This window comes from Streptomyces sp. ME19-01-6, from assembly GCF_033793745.1.
Classification (GTDB): domain Bacteria; phylum Actinomycetota; class Actinomycetes; order Streptomycetales; family Streptomycetaceae; genus Streptomyces.
Genome location: NZ_JARAXF010000062.1, coordinates 1 through 21,953 on the forward strand (window position 1 = coordinate 1; position 21,953 = coordinate 21,953).

At 71.3% G+C, this 21,953-nt stretch carries 21 protein-coding genes, 1 rRNA gene and 2 pseudogenes; 15 read left to right on the forward strand and 9 right to left on the reverse strand.

Annotated features, from left to right (window positions below; translation table 11 throughout):
* From rrf to PV419_RS51920, 9 genes are all read left to right on the forward strand, one after another.
* Positions 1 to 90 (forward strand): 5S ribosomal RNA (gene rrf / locus PV419_RS51880); the annotation flags it as partial.
* A gap of 89 nt (positions 91 to 179) precedes the next feature.
* The gene (locus PV419_RS51885; RefSeq protein ID WP_319701081.1) at positions 180 to 824 is read left to right on the forward strand and encodes an HAD family hydrolase; all 645 of its coding nucleotides are present in this window, start codon (positions 180 to 182) and stop codon (positions 822 to 824) included.
* A gap of 29 nt (positions 825 to 853) precedes the next feature.
* Positions 854 to 2,080 (forward strand): MFS transporter, encoded by a 1,227-nt coding sequence (locus PV419_RS51890; protein ID WP_319701082.1) that lies wholly within the window; start codon positions 854 to 856, stop codon positions 2,078 to 2,080.
* A complete protein-coding gene (locus PV419_RS51895) occupies positions 2,049 to 3,221 on the forward strand; it encodes an acetoin utilization protein AcuC (protein WP_319701083.1) in 1,173 nt (390 codons plus the stop codon). The genes PV419_RS51890 and PV419_RS51895 overlap by 32 nt, the downstream gene beginning before the upstream one ends.
* Positions 3,222 to 3,427: 206 nt before the next feature.
* On the forward strand, positions 3,428 to 4,243 hold the full coding sequence (locus tag PV419_RS51900; protein WP_319701084.1) for a phosphatase: 816 nt from the start codon (positions 3,428 to 3,430) through the stop codon (positions 4,241 to 4,243).
* A 128-nt stretch (positions 4,244 to 4,371) separates the two neighbouring features.
* Positions 4,372 to 4,581 (forward strand): helix-turn-helix domain-containing protein, encoded by a 210-nt coding sequence (locus tag PV419_RS51905; RefSeq protein ID WP_014053989.1) that lies wholly within the window; start codon positions 4,372 to 4,374, stop codon positions 4,579 to 4,581.
* A 139-nt stretch (positions 4,582 to 4,720) separates the two neighbouring features.
* A complete protein-coding gene (locus PV419_RS51910) occupies positions 4,721 to 4,819 on the forward strand; it encodes a 30S ribosomal protein bS22 (protein WP_003948845.1) in 99 nt (32 codons plus the stop codon).
* Positions 4,820 to 5,025: 206 nt separating this feature from the next.
* Complete coding sequence (locus tag PV419_RS51915) at positions 5,026 to 6,075, forward strand: NAD-dependent epimerase/dehydratase family protein (protein ID WP_319701085.1); 1,050 nt, start codon at positions 5,026 to 5,028, stop codon at positions 6,073 to 6,075.
* Positions 6,076 to 6,089: 14 nt separating this feature from the next.
* Positions 6,090 to 7,139, forward strand: a complete 1,050-nt coding sequence (locus PV419_RS51920; RefSeq protein ID WP_319701086.1) for a lysophospholipid acyltransferase family protein — start codon at positions 6,090 to 6,092, stop codon at positions 7,137 to 7,139.
* Between the two features lie 105 nt (positions 7,140 to 7,244).
* Here PV419_RS51920 and PV419_RS51925 read toward each other — a convergent pair whose 3' ends face one another.
* From PV419_RS51925 to PV419_RS51940, 4 genes are all read right to left on the reverse strand, one after another.
* Positions 7,245 to 8,462 carry a DUF5667 domain-containing protein gene (locus tag PV419_RS51925; protein WP_319701087.1) on the reverse strand — a complete coding sequence of 406 codons (1,218 nt, stop codon included), beginning with the start codon at positions 8,460 to 8,462 and terminating at the stop codon, positions 7,245 to 7,247.
* Between the two features lie 206 nt (positions 8,463 to 8,668).
* On the reverse strand, positions 8,669 to 9,466 hold the full coding sequence (locus PV419_RS51930) for an ECF subfamily RNA polymerase sigma factor, BldN family (protein WP_319701088.1): 798 nt from the start codon (positions 9,464 to 9,466) through the stop codon (positions 8,669 to 8,671).
* A gap of 590 nt (positions 9,467 to 10,056) precedes the next feature.
* Positions 10,057 to 10,980, reverse strand: coding sequence for an HAD-IB family hydrolase (locus tag PV419_RS51935; protein WP_319701089.1), 924 nt, complete (start codon positions 10,978 to 10,980; stop codon positions 10,057 to 10,059).
* A 134-nt stretch (positions 10,981 to 11,114) separates the two neighbouring features.
* Positions 11,115 to 11,402 carry a glutaredoxin family protein gene (locus PV419_RS51940; RefSeq protein ID WP_319701090.1) on the reverse strand — a complete coding sequence of 96 codons (288 nt, stop codon included), beginning with the start codon at positions 11,400 to 11,402 and terminating at the stop codon, positions 11,115 to 11,117.
* Positions 11,403 to 11,783: 381 nt separating this feature from the next.
* On the opposite strand from PV419_RS51940, the gene PV419_RS51945 reads away from it, so the two are divergent.
* The 5 genes from PV419_RS51945 to hemB are packed head-to-tail and all read left to right on the forward strand — an operon-like array spanning position 11,784 to position 17,746.
* A complete protein-coding gene (locus PV419_RS51945; protein WP_319701091.1) occupies positions 11,784 to 12,611 on the forward strand; it encodes a redox-sensing transcriptional repressor Rex in 828 nt (275 codons plus the stop codon).
* Positions 12,608 to 14,044: a glutamyl-tRNA reductase gene (locus PV419_RS51950; protein ID WP_319701092.1), complete on the forward strand. Its 1,437-nt coding sequence runs from the start codon at positions 12,608 to 12,610 to the stop codon at positions 14,042 to 14,044. Before PV419_RS51945 ends, PV419_RS51950 begins: the two co-directional genes overlap by 4 nt.
* Positions 14,041 to 15,051, forward strand: coding sequence for a hydroxymethylbilane synthase (gene hemC, locus PV419_RS51955; protein ID WP_319701093.1), 1,011 nt, complete (start codon positions 14,041 to 14,043; stop codon positions 15,049 to 15,051). Before PV419_RS51950 ends, hemC begins: the two co-directional genes overlap by 4 nt.
* Positions 15,048 to 16,712, forward strand: coding sequence for a uroporphyrinogen-III synthase (locus tag PV419_RS51960; protein ID WP_319701094.1), 1,665 nt, complete (start codon positions 15,048 to 15,050; stop codon positions 16,710 to 16,712). Before hemC ends, PV419_RS51960 begins: the two co-directional genes overlap by 4 nt.
* Entirely contained in the window at positions 16,709 to 17,746 is a 1,038-nt protein-coding gene (gene hemB, locus PV419_RS51965; protein WP_319701095.1) for a porphobilinogen synthase, read from the forward strand. Before PV419_RS51960 ends, hemB begins: the two co-directional genes overlap by 4 nt.
* A gap of 98 nt (positions 17,747 to 17,844) precedes the next feature.
* Here hemB and PV419_RS51970 read toward each other — a convergent pair whose 3' ends face one another.
* Complete coding sequence (locus tag PV419_RS51970; protein ID WP_319701096.1) at positions 17,845 to 18,846, reverse strand: ketopantoate reductase family protein; 1,002 nt, start codon at positions 18,844 to 18,846, stop codon at positions 17,845 to 17,847.
* Positions 18,847 to 18,976: 130 nt separating this feature from the next.
* On the opposite strand from PV419_RS51970, the pseudogene PV419_RS51975 reads away from it, so the two are divergent.
* Positions 18,977 to 19,626: pseudogene (locus PV419_RS51975) on the forward strand (RNA-guided endonuclease InsQ/TnpB family protein); the annotation flags it as partial.
* On the opposite strand, the gene PV419_RS51980 reads toward PV419_RS51975, so the two are convergent.
* The 4 genes and pseudogenes from PV419_RS51980 to PV419_RS51995 all read right to left on the reverse strand — a co-directional run.
* Positions 19,624 to 20,571 (reverse strand): SMI1/KNR4 family protein, encoded by a 948-nt coding sequence (locus PV419_RS51980; RefSeq protein WP_319701097.1) that lies wholly within the window; start codon positions 20,569 to 20,571, stop codon positions 19,624 to 19,626. The pseudogene PV419_RS51975 and the gene PV419_RS51980 overlap by 3 nt on opposite strands.
* A 55-nt stretch (positions 20,572 to 20,626) precedes the next feature.
* The gene (locus tag PV419_RS51985; RefSeq protein ID WP_319701098.1) at positions 20,627 to 21,220 is read right to left on the reverse strand and encodes a hypothetical protein; all 594 of its coding nucleotides are present in this window, start codon (positions 21,218 to 21,220) and stop codon (positions 20,627 to 20,629) included.
* Positions 21,221 to 21,363: 143 nt separating this feature from the next.
* Entirely contained in the window at positions 21,364 to 21,540 is a 177-nt protein-coding gene (locus PV419_RS51990; RefSeq protein WP_415925570.1) for a DUF397 domain-containing protein, read from the reverse strand.
* A 72-nt stretch (positions 21,541 to 21,612) separates the two neighbouring features.
* Positions 21,613 to 21,774 (reverse strand): annotated as a pseudogene (locus PV419_RS51995) (Scr1 family TA system antitoxin-like transcriptional regulator); the annotation flags it as partial.
* Positions 21,775 to 21,953: the final 179 nt, after the last annotated feature.

Here is a 21,953-nt window from a genome sequence, read left to right on the forward strand (position 1 = left end):
CCCGGTTACATTCCGAACCCGGAAGCTAAGCCTTTCAGCGCCGATGGTACTGCAGGGGGGACCCTGTGGGAGAGTAGGACGCCGCCGAACAATCTTTGATAAAAGCCTGGTTGGGAGCTTCGGCTCCCAACCAGGCTTTTTTCTTTTTCCCGACCCGCGGTCTGAGTAGTCTGAGCGGCATGCGCTACGACCTGGTCATCTTCGACAACGACGGCGTGCTCGTCGACAGCGAGCCGATCTCCAACCGGCTCCTCGCCGCCTATCTCACGGAGTTGGGCCACCCCACCACATACGAGGACTCCATACGCGATTACATGGGGTCGGCCATGCACCGGATCCACGAGCTGGTCCTCGAGAGCACCGGCCGCCAATTGCCGGCTGACTTCGACGCGACCTTTCACAGCCGCGTGTTCGACGCCTTCCGACGGGAACTGGAGCCCGTGACCGGTGTCGCCGATGTCCTGGAGAAGCTGAGCGCGGACGGTGTTCCGTACTGTGTCGCCTCCTCCGGAAGCCATGAGCGCATACGTGTCGCGCTGCGGAAGACTGGGCTGTACGGACTCTTCGGCGAGCAGCGCATCTTCAGCTCCGAGGATGTGGGGAGGGGCAAGCCCGCGCCGGATCTGTTTCTGCATGCGGCGCGGACGATGGGGGTGCCGCCGCAGCGGTGTGCGGTTGTCGAGGACAGCCCGCTCGGCGTGCAGGCCGCCATCGCCGCCGGGATGGATGTGTACGGATACACGGCGATGACGCCGGCCGCCAAGCTCGCCCGCGCTCATGCCCGTTTCCCGGAGATGGCAGAACTGCCGCAATTGCTCGCCTAATACGGCGGGGGGCCGTACGCTCCTCGGCCATGACAGATACGCGCCCGACGCCGCGGCTGCGGCACGGCCGGGCCTCGCTGGCCGTCAGTTTCTTCGTCCAAGGCGCGATCTTTGCTCTGCTGGTGACCCGAATACCCGCGCTGCAGGACCGATACGGGGTGTCCGACGGGCTGCTGCCCGCGTTCCTCGCCGCGGTTCCGGTCCTCGCGGGTGTGGGCAGCGTCGGGACCGAGCACCTGGTCAAGCGGGTGCGGCCGGGGCTGGTGCTCCGCTGGGTCCAGCCGGTGGTCTCTGTCGCGTTGCTCGCGGCCGGGTCGGGCACGGCGCTGTGGCAGCTCGCTCTCGCGCTCGCGGTTTTCGGGCTCTCCGTCGGGGCTCTCGACGCGTCGATGAACATGCTCGGCGTCACCCTGCAGCACGCGTACGGGCGGAGCATCATGCTCGGCTTCCATGCCGCGTACAGCCTGGGCGGGATCGGCGGTGCGTCGCTCGCCTGGGCGGGTGCGCACTGGGATGTGTCCCTGCCCGTGCTGTATGCGCCCCTTGTCGCGACGCTTGTGCCGGTCGCGCTGCTCGCCAGCCGCTGGTACGTGGATCAAGCGAGGGATCAGGAGAGGGAGCAAGCGAGAGATCAGGAGGACAAGCAGGCGCCCGCAGCCGTCAGCATGAAGCTGCTGCTGCCACTCTGTCTTGTGATGGCGTTCGCCTATATCGGTGACTCGACGGTCTCCAACTGGAGCGCCAAGTACCTCGAGGACGTACTGCACAGCTCCGAGCAACTGGCCACCGTCCCGTACAACGTCTACATGGTCACCGCCCTCCTCGGCCGCACCTTCGGCGACCTGGGGGTGCGCCGCTTCGGCGCGGTCGCCGTGGTGCGGGTCGGCACCCTGCTCGCCTCGGGCGGCTTCGCGGTCGTCGCGGCGGCGCCCGGCGCATGGGTGGGGATGCTGGGGTTCACGCTGCTGGGGCTGGGGTTGTGTGTGCTGGTGCCGCAGACCTTCGCGGCCGCCGGGCGGCTGTTCCCGGGGGCGTCCGACGCCGCCATCGCACGCCTCAACATCTTCAATTACGTCGGTTTTCTGATCGGCTCCCCGCTCGTCGGCGCACTGGGCGGCGCATGGAGCTACCGGGGGGCGATGCTGGTGCCGATGGCGCTGGTGCTCGCGACGCTGTGGTACGCGAGGTCGTTTGCGCCCACTCCTGCCCGATACGGTGGCGGGCATGAGCGGTCGCGCACAGTTGATGTGGGATGAGGACCTGACCGGGTACGACTTCGGCGCCGGACATCCGATGGACCCGGTCCGTCTGGCGCTGACCATGCGTCTGGTGGAGGCGTTCGGACTCGATCGTGCCGTCGAGGTGGTCGCGGCCAAGCCGGCCGGGGAGTCCACGCTGCGGCTGGTCCACCGCCGGGATTACATCGAGGCGGTGCGGCGGGCATCGGCCGATCCGGCCTCGGCGGACAGCTCGTACGGCCTGGGCACCATTGACGATCCGGCCTTCGCCGGGATGCATGAGGCCTCGGCGCTGATCGCCGGCCAGTCGGTCGGCGCGGCGGAGAGCGTATGGCGTGGACAGGCGCTCCACGCTGTGAACTTCTCGGGTGGGCTGCATCACGCGATGCCGGGCGGGGCCGCCGGGTTCTGCGTCTACAACGACGCGGCGCTGGCGATCGCGCGGCTGCTGGAGATGGGTGCGGAGCGGGTCGCGTACGTGGATGTGGATGTGCACCACGGGGACGGGGTGCAGGCGGCGTTCTGGGACGACCCCCGGGTGCTCACCATCTCGCTGCACGAGCACCCGAGGACCCTGTTCCCGCAGACCGGATGGCCGGAGGAGACGGGCGGGGAGCGGGCGCCGGGTGGCGCGGTGAATGTGGCGCTGCCGGCCGGGACCGGGGACGCGGGGTGGCTGCGGGCGTATCACGCGGTGGTGCCGGAGCTGTTGGCGGCGTTCCGGCCGCAGGTGCTGGTGACACAGCACGGCGCGGATACGCATGTGGAGGATCCGCTGGCGCACCTGGCGGTGACCGTGGACGCGCAGCGCGCGGTCGCGGAGAGCTGTCATGAGCTGGCGCATGAGCACGCGGACGGCCGGTGGATCGCGCTGGGCGGCGGTGGATACGCGGTGGTGGATGTGGTGCCCCGGTCGTGGACGCATCTGGTGGCGATCGCGGCCGGGCGGCCGGTGGAGCCGGAGGCGGAGGTGCCGGAGGAGTGGCGGCACGAGGTGTACCGGCGGACCCGGCAGTCGGCGCCGGGGCGGATGACCGACGGGCGGTCGCCGCAGTGGCGGGACTTCGCGGAGTGGGGGTACGACCCGGGGGACCGGCTGGACCAGGCGATCCTGGCGACCCGACGGGCGGCCTTTCCGCATCACGGGCTGCTGCCCTGACACAACCAGGACCTGTCATCACACAACCAGGCCCCGCCCGGACGCAACCAGGCTCTGCCGTGGCACAACCAGGCCCTGCCCGGACACAACCAGGTTCTGTCCGGGCCTGACTGGGAGGGGCCGGCCCTCCGGTGCGGTTAGGCCAACCGTGGCAACTCTCGGCGTTCTTCGGTCTGCGGTCGCGGTGATCCGTCAGCATCGGTGGCGTGTTGAGTACCGCCGCGCTGCGTGCGCATCTGCTGGCCGCGCGGCTCGCCGGGCCGGTCGCCACGAGCCGGGAGCGGAGCTTGCGCAGCTACCGGCTCTTCGCCGCCCGCGACCCCCGGGTGCTGCTCGGCATCGAGCCCGAACGTGACTGGACGTTCCTGGAATTGCTTCACCTCATGAGCGACAAATGCGGGATTTCGGCCAATCCGGCGCTCACCTCCGGTCAGGATGTGATCGATCCGGATCTGACCCTCGCCGCGCTCGACGCCTTCGCGGAGCGGTTGGGCGCGGCGGCCGCCGCGGGGGTGCCGGTGCTGCTCGGGACCGGCCATCCACACCGCCTCCTCGGGTTCTACGCCTCGTTGGCGGCGGCGCTCTCGGCGGTCGGCTGCCCTGTTCTCACCCCCGCGCAGAATAGATGTATCGACATAACGACCCAATTCGGCGTACGTACCTACCACCTCGCCTACGTACGAGGAGTCGCGATGGTGCGGGAACCCGGCGCTCGGAGCGAGGCCCGCAACCCGGGTTGCCACAGTCATTCGCCGCTCCCGGTTCGGGTGGCTCTCGGCTGTGCCGCCGACCGCGGCGGCCCCCTCCCCGGCTTGGTCATCGGGGACCACGGATGGGTCTGCGGGGCAGGTCAGCTGGGGTTCGAGGCCATCGGCCTGGCGGACACGGACGACCCCGCGCCGTTCGTCGGCCAGGCGGAGGGGCGGGTGTCGGTGGCGGTTCCGCTTGACGACGCTGTGCGGTCCGCTTACTACCGACCGATTACTCGCTATGTACTCAATCGGGCGTGTCTGTCACAGTAGGCGTCCGATCGCTACTCCTCTTCCCCACTCGTATCACGCGCCCCTAATCTGGTGAGGAGCGCGCATGCGAGCAGGAGTCACCGGAGGGGAAGCCGGTGCCCGACATGTGCGGAAGGTTCAGGTGTGTCATGGCTGCTGGCGAAAGGCCTCTGAACGAGGTTCAGTTTCTGACCGTGGCGGAAGTCGCCTCGGTGATGCGAGTGTCCAAGATGACCGTGTACCGCTTGGTGCACAGCGGTCATCTGCCGGCGATCCGGGTGGGCAGGTCTTTCCGGGTCCCAGAGCAGGCGGTTCATGAGTATCTCCGCGAGTCCTATGTGGGGGTGGAGTCCGCCTAGGTCCGGACGGGCCTGACGGCAGGGCCCAGGACGCCCCTCGGATTACGCGGTTCGCTCGGCGCCGGGTAGGCTGGCCCGATGTAGGTCGTGTGGGCTCGGACGCCCCGCACCGAGTGAATCGAAGTGAGCGAGGGTAGTCGTGGGCTCTGTTATCAAGAAGCGGCGCAAGCGGATGGCGAAGAAGAAGCACCGCAAGCTGCTCAAGCGCACGCGCGTCCAGCGTCGCAACAAGAAGTAAGCAAGCGACGCTGTGTTCGTCCCGCAGCCCTTCCACCGACGGTGGGAGGGCTGCGGCGCGTCCACAGAGGGTGCTCCCCTCGCCCGACGGACCCTCGTCCTAAAACCTCGTACCGTGCGGCGAGTGGTCATCACAAGGCAACATCCAGCGGTTACGGTGTTCGCCTCGGCCCAGCTCGCACGAGGGTGGGAAGGAAGGCGCTGATCTTGGGAAAGGTCGTGCTCGTCACCGGAGTCGCACGCCGCCTGGGGGGTCGCTTCGTACGGCGCATACAGCGCGAGCCCGATGTCGCCCGGGTGATCGGCGTGGACGCCGTCAGCCCCGAACACCACCTCGGTGGGGCCGATTTCGTACGCGCCGACATCCGCCACCCCGCGATCGGGAAGCTGCTCGCCGAGACCGGCGTCGACACCGTCGTCCACATGGACATCAACGGCACCCCGCTCGGCGGGCGCGGCAGCCGCACCTCGGTCAAGGAGACCAACGTCATCGGCACCATGCAGCTGCTCGGTGCCTGTCAGAAGGCGCCGTCGGTGCAGCGGCTCGTAATCAAGTCCAGCACCAATGTGTACGGCTCCGCACCCCGCGACCCCGCCGTCTTCAGCGAGACCACCCCACCCAAGTCGCTCCCCAGCGGCGGCTTCGCCAAGGACGCCGTCGAGGTCGAGGGGTATGTACGGGGCTTCGCCCGGCGCCGCCCCGACGTGGCCGTCTGTGTGCTGCGCTTCGCCAACATCCTGGGGCCCTGCGCGGACTCTCCCCTCGCCGAGTACTTCGCGCTGCCCGTGCTGCCCACCGTCATCGGCTACGACCCGCGGCTGCAGTTCGTCCACGAGGAGGACGCCATCGAGGTGCTGCGGATCGCCGCCTCCGAGCCGTCCCGTGGCACGCTCAACAGCGGCACCTTCAACATCGCGGGCGACGGTGTGCTGCTGCTCTCGCAGGCCGCCCGGCGGCTCGGCCGCCCCACGCTCCCGCTGCTGCTGCCGACCCTGAGATGGGCCCGTACCGCGCTGCGCTCCGTCGGGATCACCGACTTCTCGCCCGAGCAGATCCGGCTGCTCACGCACGGCCGGGTCGTCACCACCAATCAGATGCGCGAGACGCTGGGCTTCGAGCCCGGATACACCACGGCCGGCGCCTTCGCCGACTACGCCCGCAGCCGCGGGCCCGGGCTGCTCCCGCCCGAGACCCTCGCCCGTAACATCGACCGGCTCGCCGGGCTGCTGCCCGCCCGCGGCGCCGCCCAGAATTGAGGAGCGCAACCACCATGGCGGATGCCAAGGTCATTCCGTTCGGTGAGGAGCCGCGGTCCCGGCGCAAGGGCCAGCGGCCGGGACGTACCCGGGCCCAGGGCCCGCTCAAGCCCGTGCCGCAGCAGCGCGACGAGGAGCGCGACCAGCGGCCGGAGACGCTCGCGACGGCCGCCGCGACGCCTCCGCTGCCGCCCCAGGACCCGCCGGGAGTCAGCGCCTTCGGGGGCGGCTGGGAGCGGCGGCTGGCGCACGGCCTGAGCTTTCTGCGCCGCCGGGTCACGGGGGAGTACGAGGTCGACGACTTCGGCTATGACGAGGACCTCACCGACCAGGTCCTGATGTCACTGCTGCGCCCGATGTACGAGAAGTACTTCCGGGTCGAGGTGAAGGGCATCGAGAACATCCCGGACAGCGGGGGCGCGCTCGTCGTCGCCAACCACTCCGGGGTGCTGCCGCTGGACGGGCTGATGCTCCAGGTCGCGGTCCACGACCACCACCCGGCGGGCCGCCATCTGCGGCTGCTCGCCGCGGACCTGGTCTTCGTACTGCCGGTCATCAACGAGCTGGCGCGCAAGCTCGGGCACACCCTGGCGTGCTCCGAGGACGCCCAGCTGCTGCTGGAGCGCGGCGAGGTGGTCGGGGTGATGCCGGAGGGCTTCAAGGGGATCGGCAAGCCGTTCTCCGAGCGGTACAAGCTGCAGCGCTTCGGGCGGGGCGGCTTTGTCTCGACGGCGCTGCGCGCCGGGGCGCCGATCGTGCCGTGCTCGATCGTCGGCGCCGAGGAGATCTACCCGATGATCGGGAACGCGAAGACGCTCGCGCGGCTGCTGGGCTTCCCGTACTTCCCGGTCACGCCGACCTTCCCCTGGCTCGGACCGCTCGGCGGGGTGCCGCTGCCGACGAAGTGGACGATCCAGTTCGGCGAGCCGATCCCGACGGACTCGCATCCGCCGGAGGCGGCGGACGACCCGATGCTGATGTTCAACCTGACCGACCAGGTGCGCGAGACGATCCAGCACACCCTCTACAAGCTGCTGGTGCAGCGACGCTCTGTCTTCTTCTGAGCTGTCTTCTTCGGGGCGGTCTTCTTCTGAGCAGCGTGCGACTGCTGGAGGCGGCGGCCGGGGTCCCTCAGGGAACCCCGGCCGCCGCCTCCGTATCGCGCTGCCCTACTTCCCGTCGCCGTCGATGCCGAGGCCCGGCAGCAGGTCGGGCAGCAGCGGCGGGATGGTGATCTCCGGCGGGGTCGGCTTGGCGCCCGGATCGCTCTTGCCGGAGGACGGGAGCGGGGCCGGCTCGCCCGTCGGCGGATCCAGCAGATCGCCGGCCCCGCCGATGAGGCCGCCGTCCTCGAGGTGGGACGGGGCCGAGGGGTGCGGCCGGGGCTCGTCCCCGCTGGGGCGGGCGGAGCTCGGCGCGGTCGCGGTGGGCGCCGGGATGTGGGAACCGCCCGTGGGGGCGCGCTCGGGTGGTTCGACCACCGTACGGCCGGTGCTGTCCCGCCCGTCCCGGGAGGCGGGCAGCAGGGACTGCAGCGGACCGACCTCTTGGTCTATGGCGTCGAACACCGAGCTCACCTCGTCCCCGACGTCCATGAGCTGGACGGGCAGCTTCTCGCGCAGCCGGGACCAGCCCTCGCGGTGGGAGCGGGAGAAGGACGACAGCGTCCGCATGGGGCCGAGCGAGCCGTCCCGCTCATAGACCTTGTGCAGCAGCCGGTGGCCCTCGGAGGCGTCATGGCGCATGCCGGCGAGGGCCTTGCGGATCTCGCCCAGCGACTCGTGGTCCAGGTCGCCCGAGCGGCCCCGCTCCATCAGCCGACGGGCCTCGCTCATCCTGGTCGACGCCTGGTCCAGATACAGCCGACCGCGGTCGGCGTCGTCGTCGGCCATCTCGAGCTTCAGATCCTCTATGCCGCGCTTGAAGCCATAGAGGGTGTCACCGGGCAGGGCGTCGGAACTGGCCGCGGCGACCCCGCCGAACGCGCCCGCCGCCACCCCGACCGTGAGCCCTCCGGCCGCCAGGCCCTTGGACCAGCGGGAGCGGGGGCGCAGTCTGCTGAGGGGGGCCGCCCGGCGGGCGCGCGGGGGTCGCTGCCCGGGCACCTGGGGCGCGCCCTCGGCGAAGGCCGCTTCCATGGCGGCGACCAGCTGCGCCCGCTGGGTGGTCCGGACCTCGGGATCCAGCGTCGGTGCCGGCAGCTCGCCGAGCCCGCTCGTCAGGGCCAGCAGCCGTCTGTGCTCCACGCTGTCCGCCGAAGAGCCGGGCTGCTCGGCGCCCGCCGCGCCCTGGGCATCCTGGTGGCTGTCCCTCTCCAGGGCCTCCAGGGCTTCCAGGGCCTTGGCGAAGGCGTTAGCCCGCCGGTGCGCCGATACGTTCGCGATCACGGGCGGCACCTCCTCATCGTCGTGACGGTCGACTCCCCAGGACCCCCGGAACGTTGCACGCCGCATGCATTTCCACCCGAAAGAGTGGGGTGTCTATGGATAGGACGTGACCGCAAGGAGCCTGCATCCTCCACAACGAGCGGCGCATCACCAGGGTTACGCCCTCCCGATGATCGGACGGGGCGTGATGGCGGCGCCACCGACGGTCAGCGAACGTCCTCGGGGAGAAGCCGGGCCAGGGTACGGACGGCCCGGTACTGGAGGGTCTTGATCGCGCCCTCATTCTTCCCCATGACGCGGGCGGTCTCGGCGACGGACAGGCCCTGGAGGAAGCGCAGCGTCACGCACTCCTGCTGCTGCGGGTTGAGCTTGCGCACCGCCTCCAGTAGCGCGGCGTTGGAGAGGGATTCCAGGACGGAGTCCTCGGGGGAGCGCTCGACCTCATTGGCGTCGAGCATCTCGCCGGTGGTGACCTCGAGCCGGAAGCGGCTGGATTTGAAGTGGTCGGCGACCAGATTGCGGGCGATGGTCACCAGCCAGGCGCCGAAGTCACGGCCCTGCCAGGTGAAGGTGCCGATGCGGCGCAGCGCGCGCAGGAACGTCTCGCTGGTGAGGTCTTCGGCCGTGGCCCGGCCGCCCACGCGGTAGTAGATGTAGCGGTAGACGGTGTCGGCGTACTGGTCGTACAGCCGGCCGAAGGCCTCGGCCTCGCCCGCCTGGGCGCGCTCGACGAGGTCCATCATGCGGCGGCTGTCGCTGTCCGCGCCGGGGCGGCGGGCGGTGGACGTGCCGCCGCGGGAGCGTCTGCCGACCGCCGCCCCGCCGTCGGCCAGGGCATAGCAGGAGCTGGCGGGGCCGGCCGCGCCGCCGGCGGGGCCGGCGGGCACGGGTGTGGCGAGGGCGGGGACGGCATACGCGGTGGGGACGAAGCCGCGCAGACAGTCGAGGACCGTTGCGCGCAGCGTAGCCAGGCCCGAGGCGTCAACCCCGACGTGTGGGTACACGGGACTCCCAGAGGCAGAGCTTCCATCACGTGCAGTACGGGACCGTTCACCCGCCGTAGGGACGCGTGGGTACCGATTTGCGTCTAAGGAGAATAACGCTTCGTACAGGCAACGCTACACCCAGTTGTCCAAATCATCGTTTGAGTCTGCTCCGTTATGGGTTGATGACCGATCAAGTATCGAGTGCAGTAGGGCTATTGACCGTTAGGTGTCATGGTCTGCGCGATTTCGTGGCGTGTTGTGCAAAGAGGGCGGTAAGAGGGCAGGTCGGGGCCTTGTGGGCTGGGAAACGGGGATTGACCGGCCGGGAGCGGCCGTGGTCAGCCGGTCGCGCTCCGGGGGCGGGGTCGCGCGGTGACGGCTGCCATCACGGACGGTCATCGTCCGGCGCAAGCGGTCAGGCGTCGGCGCAGGCGGTCAAGGGTGAAGGCCGAGGCAGCAGGGTGACGGCTGTGTGGCGCGCAGTGGCCGCTCAGCGGCTTTTTGTGGCTCTGCGTAGTGGAGGTGCGCTCTGGGTGCCTGTGCGCTCTGTAGCGCTCCTGCGCTCTGTAGTGCCCGTGCGCTCTGTAGTGCCCGTGCGCTCCGCGGCGTCAGTAGCGGCGGCGGCGGTGCAGGGCCACGGCGGCCGCCGTGCCGCCCGCCACCGCGCCCACCCCGGCGGCCGCCGGGATGCCGATCTTGGCGGCCTTGCGGCCCGTACGGTAGTCGCGCAGCCGCCAGCCGTGCTCGCGCGCGTGCTTGCGCAGCCGCCCGTCCGGGTTCACCGCGTAGGGATGCCCGACGATCGACAGCATCGGAATGTCGTTCGAGGAGTCGCTGTACGCGGCGCAGCGGGACAGGTCGAGGCCCTCGGCCGTCGCCAGTGCCCGTACGGCCTCGGCCTTGGCCGGCCCGTGCAGCGGCTCGCCGACCAGCTTGCCCGTGTACACCCCGCCGACCGACTCGGCCACGGTGCCGAGCGCGCCGGTCAGGCCCAGCCGCCGGGCGATGATCGTCGCGGTCTCCACCGGGGCCGCGGTCACCAGCCAGACCCGCTGCCCGGCGTCGAGGTGGGCCTGGGCGAGGGCGCGGGTGCCCGGCCAGATGCGGTCGGCCATGTACTCGTCGTAGATCTCCTCGCCGATCGTCATCAGCTCGGAGACCCGGTGGCCCTTGACGATGGACAGGGCGCTGCTGCGCACGTCCTCCATATGGGCCGGGTCCTCGACCCCGGCCAGCCGGAACCAGGTCTGCTGCCAGGCGAAGCGGGCCAGCTCGCGCTTGCGGAAGAAGCGGCGCTTGTAGAGGCCACGGCCGAAGTGGAACAGGGCGGCGCCCTGCATGACCGTGTTGTCCAGGTCGAAGAAGGCGGCGGCCCGATCGTCCCCGACGACGGGGAACTCCGGCTCAGGGACCTTGGGCGGGGCTGTCTGGGCCGAGGATTTGCGCGCCGCCTCGGCCGAGGCTTCTCCGGCGAGGACGCTCGCCTCGGTGGCGAGGTGTCGACGACGGGTGAACCATCCCAATGCGGCCATGGGCTGAGCATAGCCAGCCATTCCCCGCATCCCGTTACGGCCGGGTGTCCGGACGATTCAGCCGCGCCGACTTCCCGGCCCCCGGACGGCCCCGGACGACGGCCCCGGACGAGGGCCGGGGCGCAGGGGCCGGCTCAGCCGCCCAGCGCCTTCCGGAGCCGCTCCGGGTTCACCCGCCAGAAGTCGTGCTGTGCGCCGTCGACGAGGATCACCGGGATCTGCTCCCAGTACTTGCGGTAGAGCTCCTCGTCCTGGGTGATGTCCTTCTTCTCCCAGGACGCGCCCAGCTCGCCGCAGACCTTCGCGACCACGGCCTCGGCGTCCTCGCACAGGTGGCAGTCGGGCTTGCCGATCAGGGTGACCGTGCGCTCGGCGGGGTTCTTGCGCGGGGTGCGGCGCAGCAGCGGGCTCATGTCCGCCATTGTGCCCCGCGCCGGTGGGGCGGCCCCGAGCGCCTCGGGCCTCCTGGTTGTCCCGATCGACTCGGGTCGCCCGGCCGCCGCGTCGATTACGATCGTGGGCGGTTTGTTGCCGTCTGCGCTGCTGCCCTGAGGGCAAGCGGTGAGGAGTGAGGGCCCGTGCTCCCGTCGGTGTCCCGGCCGTACGGATGTGGCCGCCGGGAACGGTGTGACACCGGTTGTGGTTCCACGAGCAGGTCGAATGGATGCGTGACACCGGTCACTTTGCTCGGACAAAACGGACACCATCTTTGTGCACGCGTTCACAAAGACATAGCCTGCTGTCGATGGGGACGTCCTGAAACATACGGACGCCCGCAGCCCCGCTCTACCCGCAGGAGCACCGTGGCAACTGGCCGAACTCACCGACCGGCGACCCGAAGCCGAGGGATCCCCGAGGCCACCGTCGCCCGGCTTCCGCTGTATCTGCGTGCGCTGACCGCGCTCTCCGAGCGCTCGGTGCCCACGGTCTCCTCGGAGGAGCTCGCGGCCGCGGCCGGGGTCAATTCGGCCAAGCTGCGCAAGGACTTCTCCTACCTCGGGTCGTACGGCACCCGCGGGGTCGGCTACGACGTGGAGTACCTCGTCTACCAGATCTCGCGTGAGCTGGGCCTCACCCAGGACTGGCCGGTCGTGATCGTCGGTATCGGTAACCTCGGCGCGGCGCTCGCCAACTACGGCGGCTTCGCCTCCCGCGGCTTCCGGGTCGCGGCGCTGATCGACGCCGACCCGGCGATGACCGGCAAGCCCGTCGCGGGCATCGCGGTGCAGCACACCGACGAGCTCGAGCAGATCATCACCGACAACGGCGTGTCGATCGGCGTCATCGCCACCCCGGCGGGAGCGGCCCAGCAGGTCTGCGACCGGCTGGTGGCCGCCGGTGTCACCTCGATCCTCAACTTCGCCCCCACCGTGCTCTCGGTGCCGGACGGGGTGGACGTGCGCAAGGTCGACCTGTCGATCGAGCTGCAGATCCTCGCCTTCCACGAGCAGCGCAAGGCGGGCGAGGAGACGGTCGCGCTCGAGGAGGCGGCGAGCGCGCAGGACGCCGCGGCGAGCGGCGCGGCGGTCGGGCCGGCCCCGCTCGCCCCGCACCGCGCGGCGCCGGGCGCGGGCACCGACAACGGCCGCCAGGGACCTGACGGGGACGTACCCGCCGTGATGCCGGCATGAGCCTTCTCGTCGTCGGACTGAGCCACCGCAGCGCGCCGGTGAGCGTGCTGGAGCGCGCCTCGCTGGTGGGCGAGGAGCAGGCGAAGCTGGTGCAGGACACCCTCGTGGCCGAGCCCGCCACCGAGGCGGCCGTACTCGCCACCTGCAACCGCATCGAGCTGTACGCGGACGTGGACAAGTTCCACGCCGGGGTCGCCGAGCTGTCCACGCTGCTCGCCCAGCACACCGGCGTCGGCCTCGACGAGCTCACCCCCTATCTGTACGTCCACTACGAGGACCGGGCCGTCCACCACCTGTTCTCGGTGGCCTGCGGCCTGGACTCGATGGTCGTCGGCGAGGGCCAGATCCTCGGCCAGATCAAGGACGCGCTCGCGCTGGGGCAGGAGCTGCACACCGCGGGCCGGCTGCTGAACGACCTGTTCCAGCAGGCGCTGCGGGTCGGCAAGCGGGCCCACAGCGAGACCGGCATCGACAAGGCCGGCCAGTCGCTCGTCACCTTCGGCCTGGAACAGCTGGCCGGGGACGTGCCGGTGGCGGACTGGGCGGCGGGCCGGCGCGCCCTGGTGATCGGGGCGGGCTCGATGTCCTCCCTGGCCGCGACCACGCTCGCCCGCGCCGGTGTCGCCGAACTGGTGATCGCCAACAGGACGTTGGATCGGGCGCGGCGCCTCGCGGAGTCCCTGGCGGGCCTCGTCCCCGGCGCCCGCGCCGTGCCGATGGACGCCGTCGCCTTTGAGCTGCCCCACGCCGACGTCGTCGTCTCCTGTACCGGCGCGACCGGTCTGGTGCTGACCGCCGACATGCTGCGCGAAGCCCTCGACCGGCGCGCGGAGCACCCGGCGGCGGGCCCCGCCGGGCCGGGCGCGGCGGAGACCGTCGCGCTGCTGGACCTGGCGATGCCGCGCGACATCGACGCGGCGGCGCACCGCATCCCCGGGCTGCGCCTGGTGGACATCGAGTCGCTCGCCGAGGCCGCGGCCGACGAACCGATGGCCGCCGACGTCGGCCAGGTCCGCGCCATCGTCTCCGACGAGGTGGCCGCCTTCGGGGCGGCCCAGCGCGCCGCGCACATCACGCCGACCGTGGTCGCGCTGCGTACCATGGCGGCAGATGTGGTCGCCGGCGAGATCGCCCGGCTCGACGGGCGCCTCCCCGACCTCGACGAAAGACAGCGCGCCGAGATCACCCAGACCGTGCGCCGTGTCGTCGACAAGCTGCTGCACGCGCCCACCGTGCGGGTCAAGCAGCTCGCGAGCACCCCCGGCGGGGCCGGCTACGCGGACGCGCTGCGCGAGCTGTTCGACCTCGACCCGCAGGCGGTGGCCGCCGTCAGCCGGGCCGACGCGAACGGCACCCGTCCCAGCGGCAGCGCCGACGCCGGCCGGCCCGGCGCCGCTGCCGTCCGATACGACCCGAAGAGAGGCCGGGCATGAACACCACACCCCCCGCCGCCTCCGGCCGGGCAGGCACCCCCGGCGGCCCGGCGCCGCTGCGGCTCGGCACCCGGCGCTCCGCGCTGGCCATGGCCCAGTCCGGGCGGATAGCGGACGCGGTGCGCCGCGTCACCGGACGTCCCGTCGAGCTCGTGGAGATCACGACGCGCGGGGACGTCTCGCGCGAGGACCTCGCGCAGATCGGCGGCACCGGCGTCTTCGCCACCGCGCTGCGCGAGGCGCTGCTGCGCGGCGAGGTCGACTTCGCCGTCCACTCGCTGAAGGACCTGCCGACCACCCAGCCCGACGACCTGGTCCTGGCCGCGCTGCCGACCCGCGAGGACCCGCGCGACGCGCTGATCGCCCGCGACGGCCTCACCTTCGCCGAGCTTCCGCCCGGCGCCCGGATAGGCACCGGCTCCCCGCGCCGCACGTCCCAGTTGCGCGCCTGGGCGCGGTCGCTGGGCCTGCGGATCGAGACCGTGTCGATCCGCGGCAACGTCGACACCCGTATCGGCTACGTCCGCTCGGGGGAGCTGGACGCGGTGGTGCTGGCCGCCGCGGGCCTGGCCCGACTGGGACGGCTCGACGAGGCGACCGAGATCCTGGACGCCGACCACATCCTGCCCGCCCCCGGCCAGGGGGCACTGGCAGTCGAGTGCGCCGCCGCCAACGCGGTGCTCGCTGCTCAGCTCGCCGAGCTCGACGACCCGCTCACCCGGGTCGCCGTGACCGCCGAGCGTTCCCTGCTCGCCGCCCTGGAGGCCGGCTGCAGCGCACCTGTGGGTGCGCTGGCCGACCTGCTGGGCGACGGTCAGGCTGTCACCGAAATGCGCCTGCGCGGCGTCGTCGGCACCACCGACGGCTCCTCGCTGGTGCAGCTGTCCATCACCGGTCCCGTTCCCGCGGCGCCTGGCGAGGAAGCGGCGCGGCTCATGGGCCGTGAGCTCGCCGCCGAGATGCTCGCGAAGGGTGCGGCCGGTCTTATGGGGGAGCGAGCACATTGAACCCCAACGCCCCTAACCACCCCGGATACGGGCACGTCACCTTCCTTGGTGCGGGCCCAGGAGATCCAGGCCTGCTGACGTTGCGTGCTGTGGAGGCACTAGCCCACGCCGATGTCCTGATCGCCGACCCGCACGTGCTCGACGTGGTACGTACGCACGTCAGGCCGGGCGTGGCCGCGGACGCTCAGGGCACACCCGAACAGGCGCGTGCTGATGCGCCGTCAAGCACTGCCGACGTGCCCCTACTCAGGGACACGGCCAATCTTGTCATGGGCGCCGCGCGGAGCGGCAAGCGGGTCGTCCGCGCGGTCGCGGGCGACCCTGGCCTGGACGGATACGCCGCCGACGAGATGCTCGCGTGCGCCGCCGAGGGCATCGTCTTCGAAGTGGTGCCGGGCGTGGCGGCCGCGGTGGGTGTGCCCGCCTACGCGGGGGTGCCGCTGCGGGACGCGCAGGGCACCGACGTGCGCCTCGTGGACGCCCGTACGGCCGACGACCGCTGCTGGAGCGAGGTCGGCGCCTCCGACGCGACCGCCGTGGTCTCCGCGACCCTGGAGACGGTCGCGGCCGCCGCGGGCGAGCTGGTGGCCGCCGGACGCAAGCCGGACACCCCGCTGACCGTCACCGTCGCCGGCACGACCACCCGGCAGCGCACCTGGACGGCGACGCTGGGGACCATCGCGCAGGTGCTGAAGGCGGCCAAGGTGCTGCCGTCGCCGCAGGGCGCCCAGCCGGTGATAGCCGTGGTCGGCGAGCGCAGCGCGGCCGCGCAGCGCGACCAGCTGGCGTGGTTCGAGTCCAAGCCGCTGTTCGGCTGGCATGTGCTGGTGCCGCGCACCAAGGAGCAGGCCGCCTCGCTCTCGGGCCAGCTGCGCTCGTACGGCGCGGTGCCCAGCGAGGTGCCGACCATCGCGGTGGAGCCGCCGCGCACCCCGCAGCAGATGGAGCGCGCGGTCAAGGGCCTGGTGACAGGCCGCTACGAGTGGATCGCCTTCACCTCGGTCAACGCGGTCAAGGCGGTGCGGGAGAAGTTCGAGGAGTACGGGCTCGACGCCCGCGCCTTCGCCGGGATCAAGGTCGCGGCGGTGGGCGAGCAGACCGCCAGATCGCTCATCGACTTCGGGGTCAAGCCGGACCTGGTGCCCAGCGGCGAGCAGTCCGCGGCCGGGCTGCTTGAGGACTGGCCGCCGTACGACCCGGTCTTCGACCCGATCGACCGGGTGTTCCTGCCGCGCGCCGACATCGCCACGGAGACGCTGGTGGCCGGGCTGATCGAGCTGGGCTGGGAGGTCGACGACGTCACGGCGTACCGCACCGTGCGCGCCTCGCCGCCGCCGGCCGATACCCGCGAGGCGATCAAGGGCGGCGGCTTCGACGCGGTGCTCTTCACCTCGTCGTCGACCGTGCGGAACCTGGTCGGCATCGCGGGCAAGCCGCACAATGTCACGGTCATCGCCTGTATCGGCCCGGCCACCGCGAAGACCGCGGAGGAACACGGCCTGCGGGTGGACGTGCTGTCGCCCGAGCCCTCGGTACACAAGCTGGCCGAGGCGCTCGCGGAGTTCGGGGCGGCGCGGCGGCAAGCCGCGGTCCAGGCCGGGGAGCCGGTCACCCGCCCGAGCGAGCGACGGCCCGGTTCACGGAGGAGGGCACGCTCGTGAGCACCAGCCACGGCAGCACCACGCACGGCTCCACCCCGTACGGGGGCTTCCCCGGCGCCCGGCCGCGCCGGCTGCGGGTGAACGCGGCCATGCGGCGCATGGTCGCCGAGACCCGGCTGCACCCGGCCGAGCTGATCCTGCCCGCCTTCGTCCTGGAGGGAGCGAGCGAGCCGCTGCCCCTGGCGTCGATGCCCGGCGTCGTGCAGCACACCCGCGACTCGCTGCGGAAGGCGGCCGTGGAGGCGGTCGAGGCGGGCGTCGGCGGGATCATGCTCTTCGGCGTGCCGGAGGAGGCCAAGAAGGACGCGATCGGCTCGCCGGGCACCGACCCGGACGGGATCCTGCAGGTCGCCCTGCGGGATGTGCGGTCCGAGGTCGGCGACGAGCTGGTCGTCATGTCCGACCTGTGCCTGGACGAGCACACCGACCACGGCCACTGCGGCGTGCTCGACGCCGAGGGCCGGGTCGACAACGACGCGACGCTGGAGCGCTACGCCGAGATGGCGCGGGTGCAGGCGGACGCGGGCGCCCATGTGGTGGGCCCGAGCGGGATGATGGACGGCCAGGTCGGGGTGGTCCGGGCGGCCCTGGACGGCATCAGCCGCCAGGACGTGTCGATCCTCGCCTACACCGCCAAGTACGCCTCGGCCTTCTACGGCCCCTTCCGCGAGGCCGTGGGGTCCTCGCTCAAGGGCGACCGCAAGACCTACCAGCAGGACGGGGCCAATGCCCAGGAGGCGCTGCGCGAGCTGGCGCTGGACCTGGCCGAGGGCGCCGACATGGTGATGGTCAAGCCCGCGCTGCCGTACCTGGACATCCTGCGCCGGATCGCGGACGAGGCGGACGTACCGGTCGCCGCGTACCAGATCTCCGGCGAGTACGCGATGGTCGAGGCAGCCGCGGCCAATGGGTGGATCGACCGGGACCGGGCGATCATGGAGACGCTGACGTCCGTACGGCGGGCGGGGGCAGGCATGATCCTGACCTACTGGGCGACCGAGGTCGCGCGGTGGCTGAACCGGGGCGACGTCTGAGGCATCCCGGGCTGGGCTCGGATTTGTGGTGAGTATGAGACAGCGACACGCCGAAGCCACGGCGTGTCGCTGTCTCATACTCACCACAAGTTCAGGGCTCAGGGCGCGGCGACGATCCGGGTGAGCTGGGCGGCAGTGATCGTCCCCGGGGTGCGGCGCTCGCGCGCGCACTCGTTCGCGGTGCGCCGCAGCGCCTCGTTGACCGGGGTCGGCACCCCGTGCAGCCGGCCCAGCAGCACGATCTCGCCGTTCAGATAGTCCGCCTCGACCGTTCCGGCGCCCCGGACCAGGCTCTGCCACGACGAGCCGCCGCCCCGCGCCGCCACGCAGCCGACGGGGCGTATGTCCATCTTTCCGTCGCGCACCGCGCTCTGCTCGGCGGCGCTCGCGCGGTCGATGCCCGCCGCGTCGAGGACGGCGATCGCCTCGGTCTTCGCGCGGCCCACCAAGGCCGCCGCCTCCTCGCCCCCGTCCGGCCCGCAGATCGCCTCCACGGCGTTGGCGACGTTGTTGAGGAGCTTGGCGTACTTCCAGCGCATCACGTCCGGGACGACCGGCGCGAGGAAGTGGGACTTCGCCAGGTCGGCCGCGATCAGCCGGACCGTCTCGTCCGCTCCGGACGGATAGCGGCCCAGGTGGAGCGCGCCGGTGAAGGGCGCGCAGGGGGCGATGACCTCGCCCGGCTCCAGGTGGGTGGAAGGCAGCCAGACGCACATGGCATACACCCGGCGGAAGCGCCGCAGCGCCAGCCGCTCGCTCTCCACCCCGTTCTGCGCGCAGACCAGCGGCAGCCGGTCGCCCGCCGTCCCGCCGCCGGCCACCGGGCGGGGCGCCCAGGCGTCCAGCGCGGCCACGCTGTCCTGGGTCTTCACGGCGAGGACGAGCACGTCGTCGGGGCGCAGCTCGACGGCCTCGGGCCGGTCGGCCACGGGCACCGGGAGCCGGTGCGGGCCGTCGGGTGTCAGCAGCCGCAGCCCGACCCGCCGCAGCGCGTCGTAGTGTGCTCCGCGCGCCACCAGGACGACGTCGTGCCCGCTCTGGGAGAGCCGCCCGCCGATCGCGCCTCCGACGGCGCCCGCTCCGATGATGACGTAACGCATCCCGGCTCCCCTTTCGCCCGTTCGGGTCGTCACGCTACCGCCGAGGATCCGCCGTACCGCCGCTAGGGCCGGTGGTAGTTCACCCCCCCTGCGGAGCGGGGCAGGGAAAGCCAGTTCGCCGCCAGGGTGGATCGGCGTCCATCACCGACTACCCTCGCGGGCGTTCAAGTGCCGCTTCTATCCGACCGATGCACAGGCAGCGGAGCTGTCACGCACATTCGGTTACAACGCCACGTCGGCGATGCTGACGGCGTGGACAACGACGTCTCCTCCGTGCCGCTCCAGCAGGCCCTGCGCCACCTTCAGGCGGCATTCACCAACTTCTTCGCCAAGCTGGCCACGTACCCGCGGTTCAAGTCGCGGAAGAAGTCGCGGAAGTCCGCTGAGTACACCACCAGCGCATTCCGGTTCCGCGACGGCAAGCTCACCCTGGCGAAGATGGCGGAGCCGCTGGACATCGTGTGGTCCCGCCCCCTTCCGGAGGGTGCCGCGCCGTCCACGGCAACCGTGTCGCAGGACGCGTCCGGACGCTGGTACGTGTCCCTCCTGTGCGAGGACCCGTCCGTGCAGCCGCTCCCCGGCAGCGGTAGCGCCGTCGGCGTAGACGCCGGACTCGACCACCTGCTGACGCTGTCCACTGGGGAGAAGATCATCAACCCCCGGCATGAGCGGCGCGACCGCGCGCGTCTGGCCAAGGCGCAGCGGGACCTGTCCCGTAAGGCCAAGGGTGACGGTGCGAACCGGGCCAAGGCCCGTCGGAAGGTCGCCCGTATTCATTCAGGAGGGGGAGGAAGTCAAGAACCAGTGGGCGGCGAAGTCCGCGGGTACGGAGCAGGGGTGCTCGGGGTCGGCAAGCATACGGAAGACGAACTCCGTGGCTGTCATGTCGAAGCGGTCCCCGGCCTCGGGGCCGACCTCTGTGACATAGATGGGCCACGCGTCGGGATCGGGCCCTTCGGTGATCCAGTAGAACGATGTCTCGTGCTCGGTGCCCGCCCATGGCAGCAGCCCGCCGGGCTCGGGGAACGGCGGGTGCGGCTCCCAGGATGGGGTGCCGTGGGCCTGCGCCCAACCGGACGCGAACTCGGCGCCCTTGACGATGTCGGCCGGCAGATAGAGGTTCAGGAAGCCGTCGAAGGCGCCGTCCCCGAAGGTCTCGACCAGCTTCTTGTAGTCGCTCGGCAGCGCCGTGCCCAGCCGCTCCTCGGCCGCCGCGCAGTCGGCCGTACGGATCCGGCCCGAGTACATCCGGTCCAGGCGGATCGGGTCGATGCCCGCCTGGTCCGCGTCCCAGCCGGTCACGGCGGTGAGCCGGGCCAGCCAGGAGGCGTCGGCGGGCAGCTCGTCCGGCGCCGGGGTGGCGCGCGGGGCCAGGACCACCACAAGCCGCGCCTCCCCGCTGACGCGGACCACGCCGCAGCCGATCCACCGGCCGCCGAACGCCCAGGCGCGCATCTCGGCGACGCGCTCGCCGTCCCCGAAGGAAGCGATGAGCGGTAGTCCCGTCCATTCGCTCACGGTGGCGTCGGTACGTCCTTCCGATACGAGGGCGCGCGGCTCCCCGTACCAGCCGCTGAGGGTCTCCACGAGCTCGCTCAGGCCCGCCCCGTCGGGGATCGTCAGGCACGTATGCCCCGCCCCGTGGCCGGCCGACCGGCAGTCCAGCTTCCCGGTGTCCGGCCACACCAGGCCGTGGAGCGACGACAGCAGTTCTTTCTCGTTCACAAGGACAGTGAAGCGCGTGCCACTGACATTCGGCCGCGGGGCGGGGCGCCTGAGGTCAGCGCGCGGTGGCCCAGGAGTGGGCGACGTCGACGATCAGCCGGTCGCCCGCCTGGAGGACCCGGAACGGAAGCCGGGCGCGCACGCCGAGCCCGACCTGGGTCTCACCCTCGAAGCTGGCCCCGTAGCGGGTGTCCTTGAAGGTGCGGTACCCGGCGATGTTCACCCCGGGCAGCGGCTTCCCGGCCCGCCCCGGGTACGTCTCGCCGCCGGCCTCCGGGTCATAGCTCGGCGCGGCCACATGGATCTCCAGGATCGCGCCGCCGCCGACGGCGATCGGGTCGCCGGAGCCGTCCTGGTACATCGCGTCGACGTAGCCGACGCGGTAGCCGGTCTGGCCGGCCGCCGTGCCGCCCTTGATGTCGAACACCAGGCGGTCGTAGCACTCGTGCTGACCCGCCCTGATGTTCTTCAGAGGCTTGTAGTTCGCATCTTGCGCGGTCTTTACGCCGCTGCCCCACGCGGTCGCGCAGGCCTCCGCCGAGGCCTTGGCTGCCGTCGACGTGGTGGCGGCACCGGCCGTCCCCGCCGTCGCCGCCAGTCCGGCGCCGGCCAGCGTGAGCGCCGCGAGTGCGGTCCCCCACCGTCGCATGACTTCCTCCAAAAGATCGATTGCCAGTTACGTGACGTCCGACTGCCCCGGTTGGGAGGAGGTTGTCCGCGCTGGCGATTTTCTGCCAGGTCTGTAGGGGAATTTGTCGCAAACCATGCGGCTAGGGGGTGAGGCGGTCGAATTCACCTCCCTTGGCGGCGCGTATGAAGTCGCCGAGCCGGGCGGGGGTGGTGGTGAGGACCGTGTCGGGGGGCCTCGCTCTCGCGGAGACGGATGGTTCCGTCGGCGGCGGAGGCGAGGTTGAGGCAGTTGTTTCCTTCGCCGCTGAAGGAAGACTTCCGCCAGTGAGGGGTGGGCAACGTCTCTGCCTCTCAGAGGTCTTGGGCGATTGCTTGGACGAAGTCGCGGGATTCGCCCGCCTTACGCTGCCCTTCGCTCATGTCAAGGATGTGCTGGAGCTGCGTCCGCGTGGTCTTCCTGCCGCCGAACTGCATACGTAGGGCGGCCTCGTGGATGACGGCGGTGTAGGCGGGCGGGGAGGCCCGGGACAGCACGGTTTGGCGCTTGATGCGATGCGAGACCCGGTGTTCGATGCAACAAACGCGGGAGATCGTTCACGGCCGGAAACGTCCCGGGCCGTCGCCGCGTACGGCAGTGGCCCTGGGCCCGACATTTCACCTGGTTCTGGCGAGGATGCCCCGGCGTTCACGCCGGGGAGGAATCGCCTCCCGTCCTGGCGATGCGGAGCGTCGCCGTATCCGCTTTTCCACGG

Bases quoted from the DNA above. Each gene is read 5' to 3' on its own strand.
- hemC (WP_319701093.1), top strand. From the start codon at position 14,041: ATGAACACCACACCCCCCGCCGCCTCCGGCCGGGCAGGCACCCCCGGC.
- PV419_RS51985 (WP_319701098.1), bottom strand. From the start codon at position 21,220: ATGCGACGGTGGGGGACCGCACTCGCGGCGCTCACGCTGGCCGGCGCC.
- PV419_RS51935 (WP_319701089.1), bottom strand. From the start codon at position 10,980: ATGGCCGCATTGGGATGGTTCACCCGTCGTCGACACCTCGCCACCGAG.
- PV419_RS51940 (WP_319701090.1), bottom strand. From the start codon at position 11,402: ATGGCGGACATGAGCCCGCTGCTGCGCCGCACCCCGCGCAAGAACCCC.
- PV419_RS51920 (WP_319701086.1), top strand. From the start codon at position 6,090: ATGGCGGATGCCAAGGTCATTCCGTTCGGTGAGGAGCCGCGGTCCCGG.
- PV419_RS51895 (WP_319701083.1), top strand. From the start codon at position 2,049: ATGAGCGGTCGCGCACAGTTGATGTGGGATGAGGACCTGACCGGGTAC.
- PV419_RS51905 (WP_014053989.1), top strand. From the start codon at position 4,372: ATGGCTGCTGGCGAAAGGCCTCTGAACGAGGTTCAGTTTCTGACCGTG.
- PV419_RS51950 (WP_319701092.1), top strand. From the start codon at position 12,608: ATGAGCCTTCTCGTCGTCGGACTGAGCCACCGCAGCGCGCCGGTGAGC.
- PV419_RS51970 (WP_319701096.1), bottom strand. From the start codon at position 18,846: ATGCGTTACGTCATCATCGGAGCGGGCGCCGTCGGAGGCGCGATCGGC.
- PV419_RS51890 (WP_319701082.1), top strand. From the start codon at position 854: ATGACAGATACGCGCCCGACGCCGCGGCTGCGGCACGGCCGGGCCTCG.
- PV419_RS51885 (WP_319701081.1), top strand. From the start codon at position 180: ATGCGCTACGACCTGGTCATCTTCGACAACGACGGCGTGCTCGTCGAC.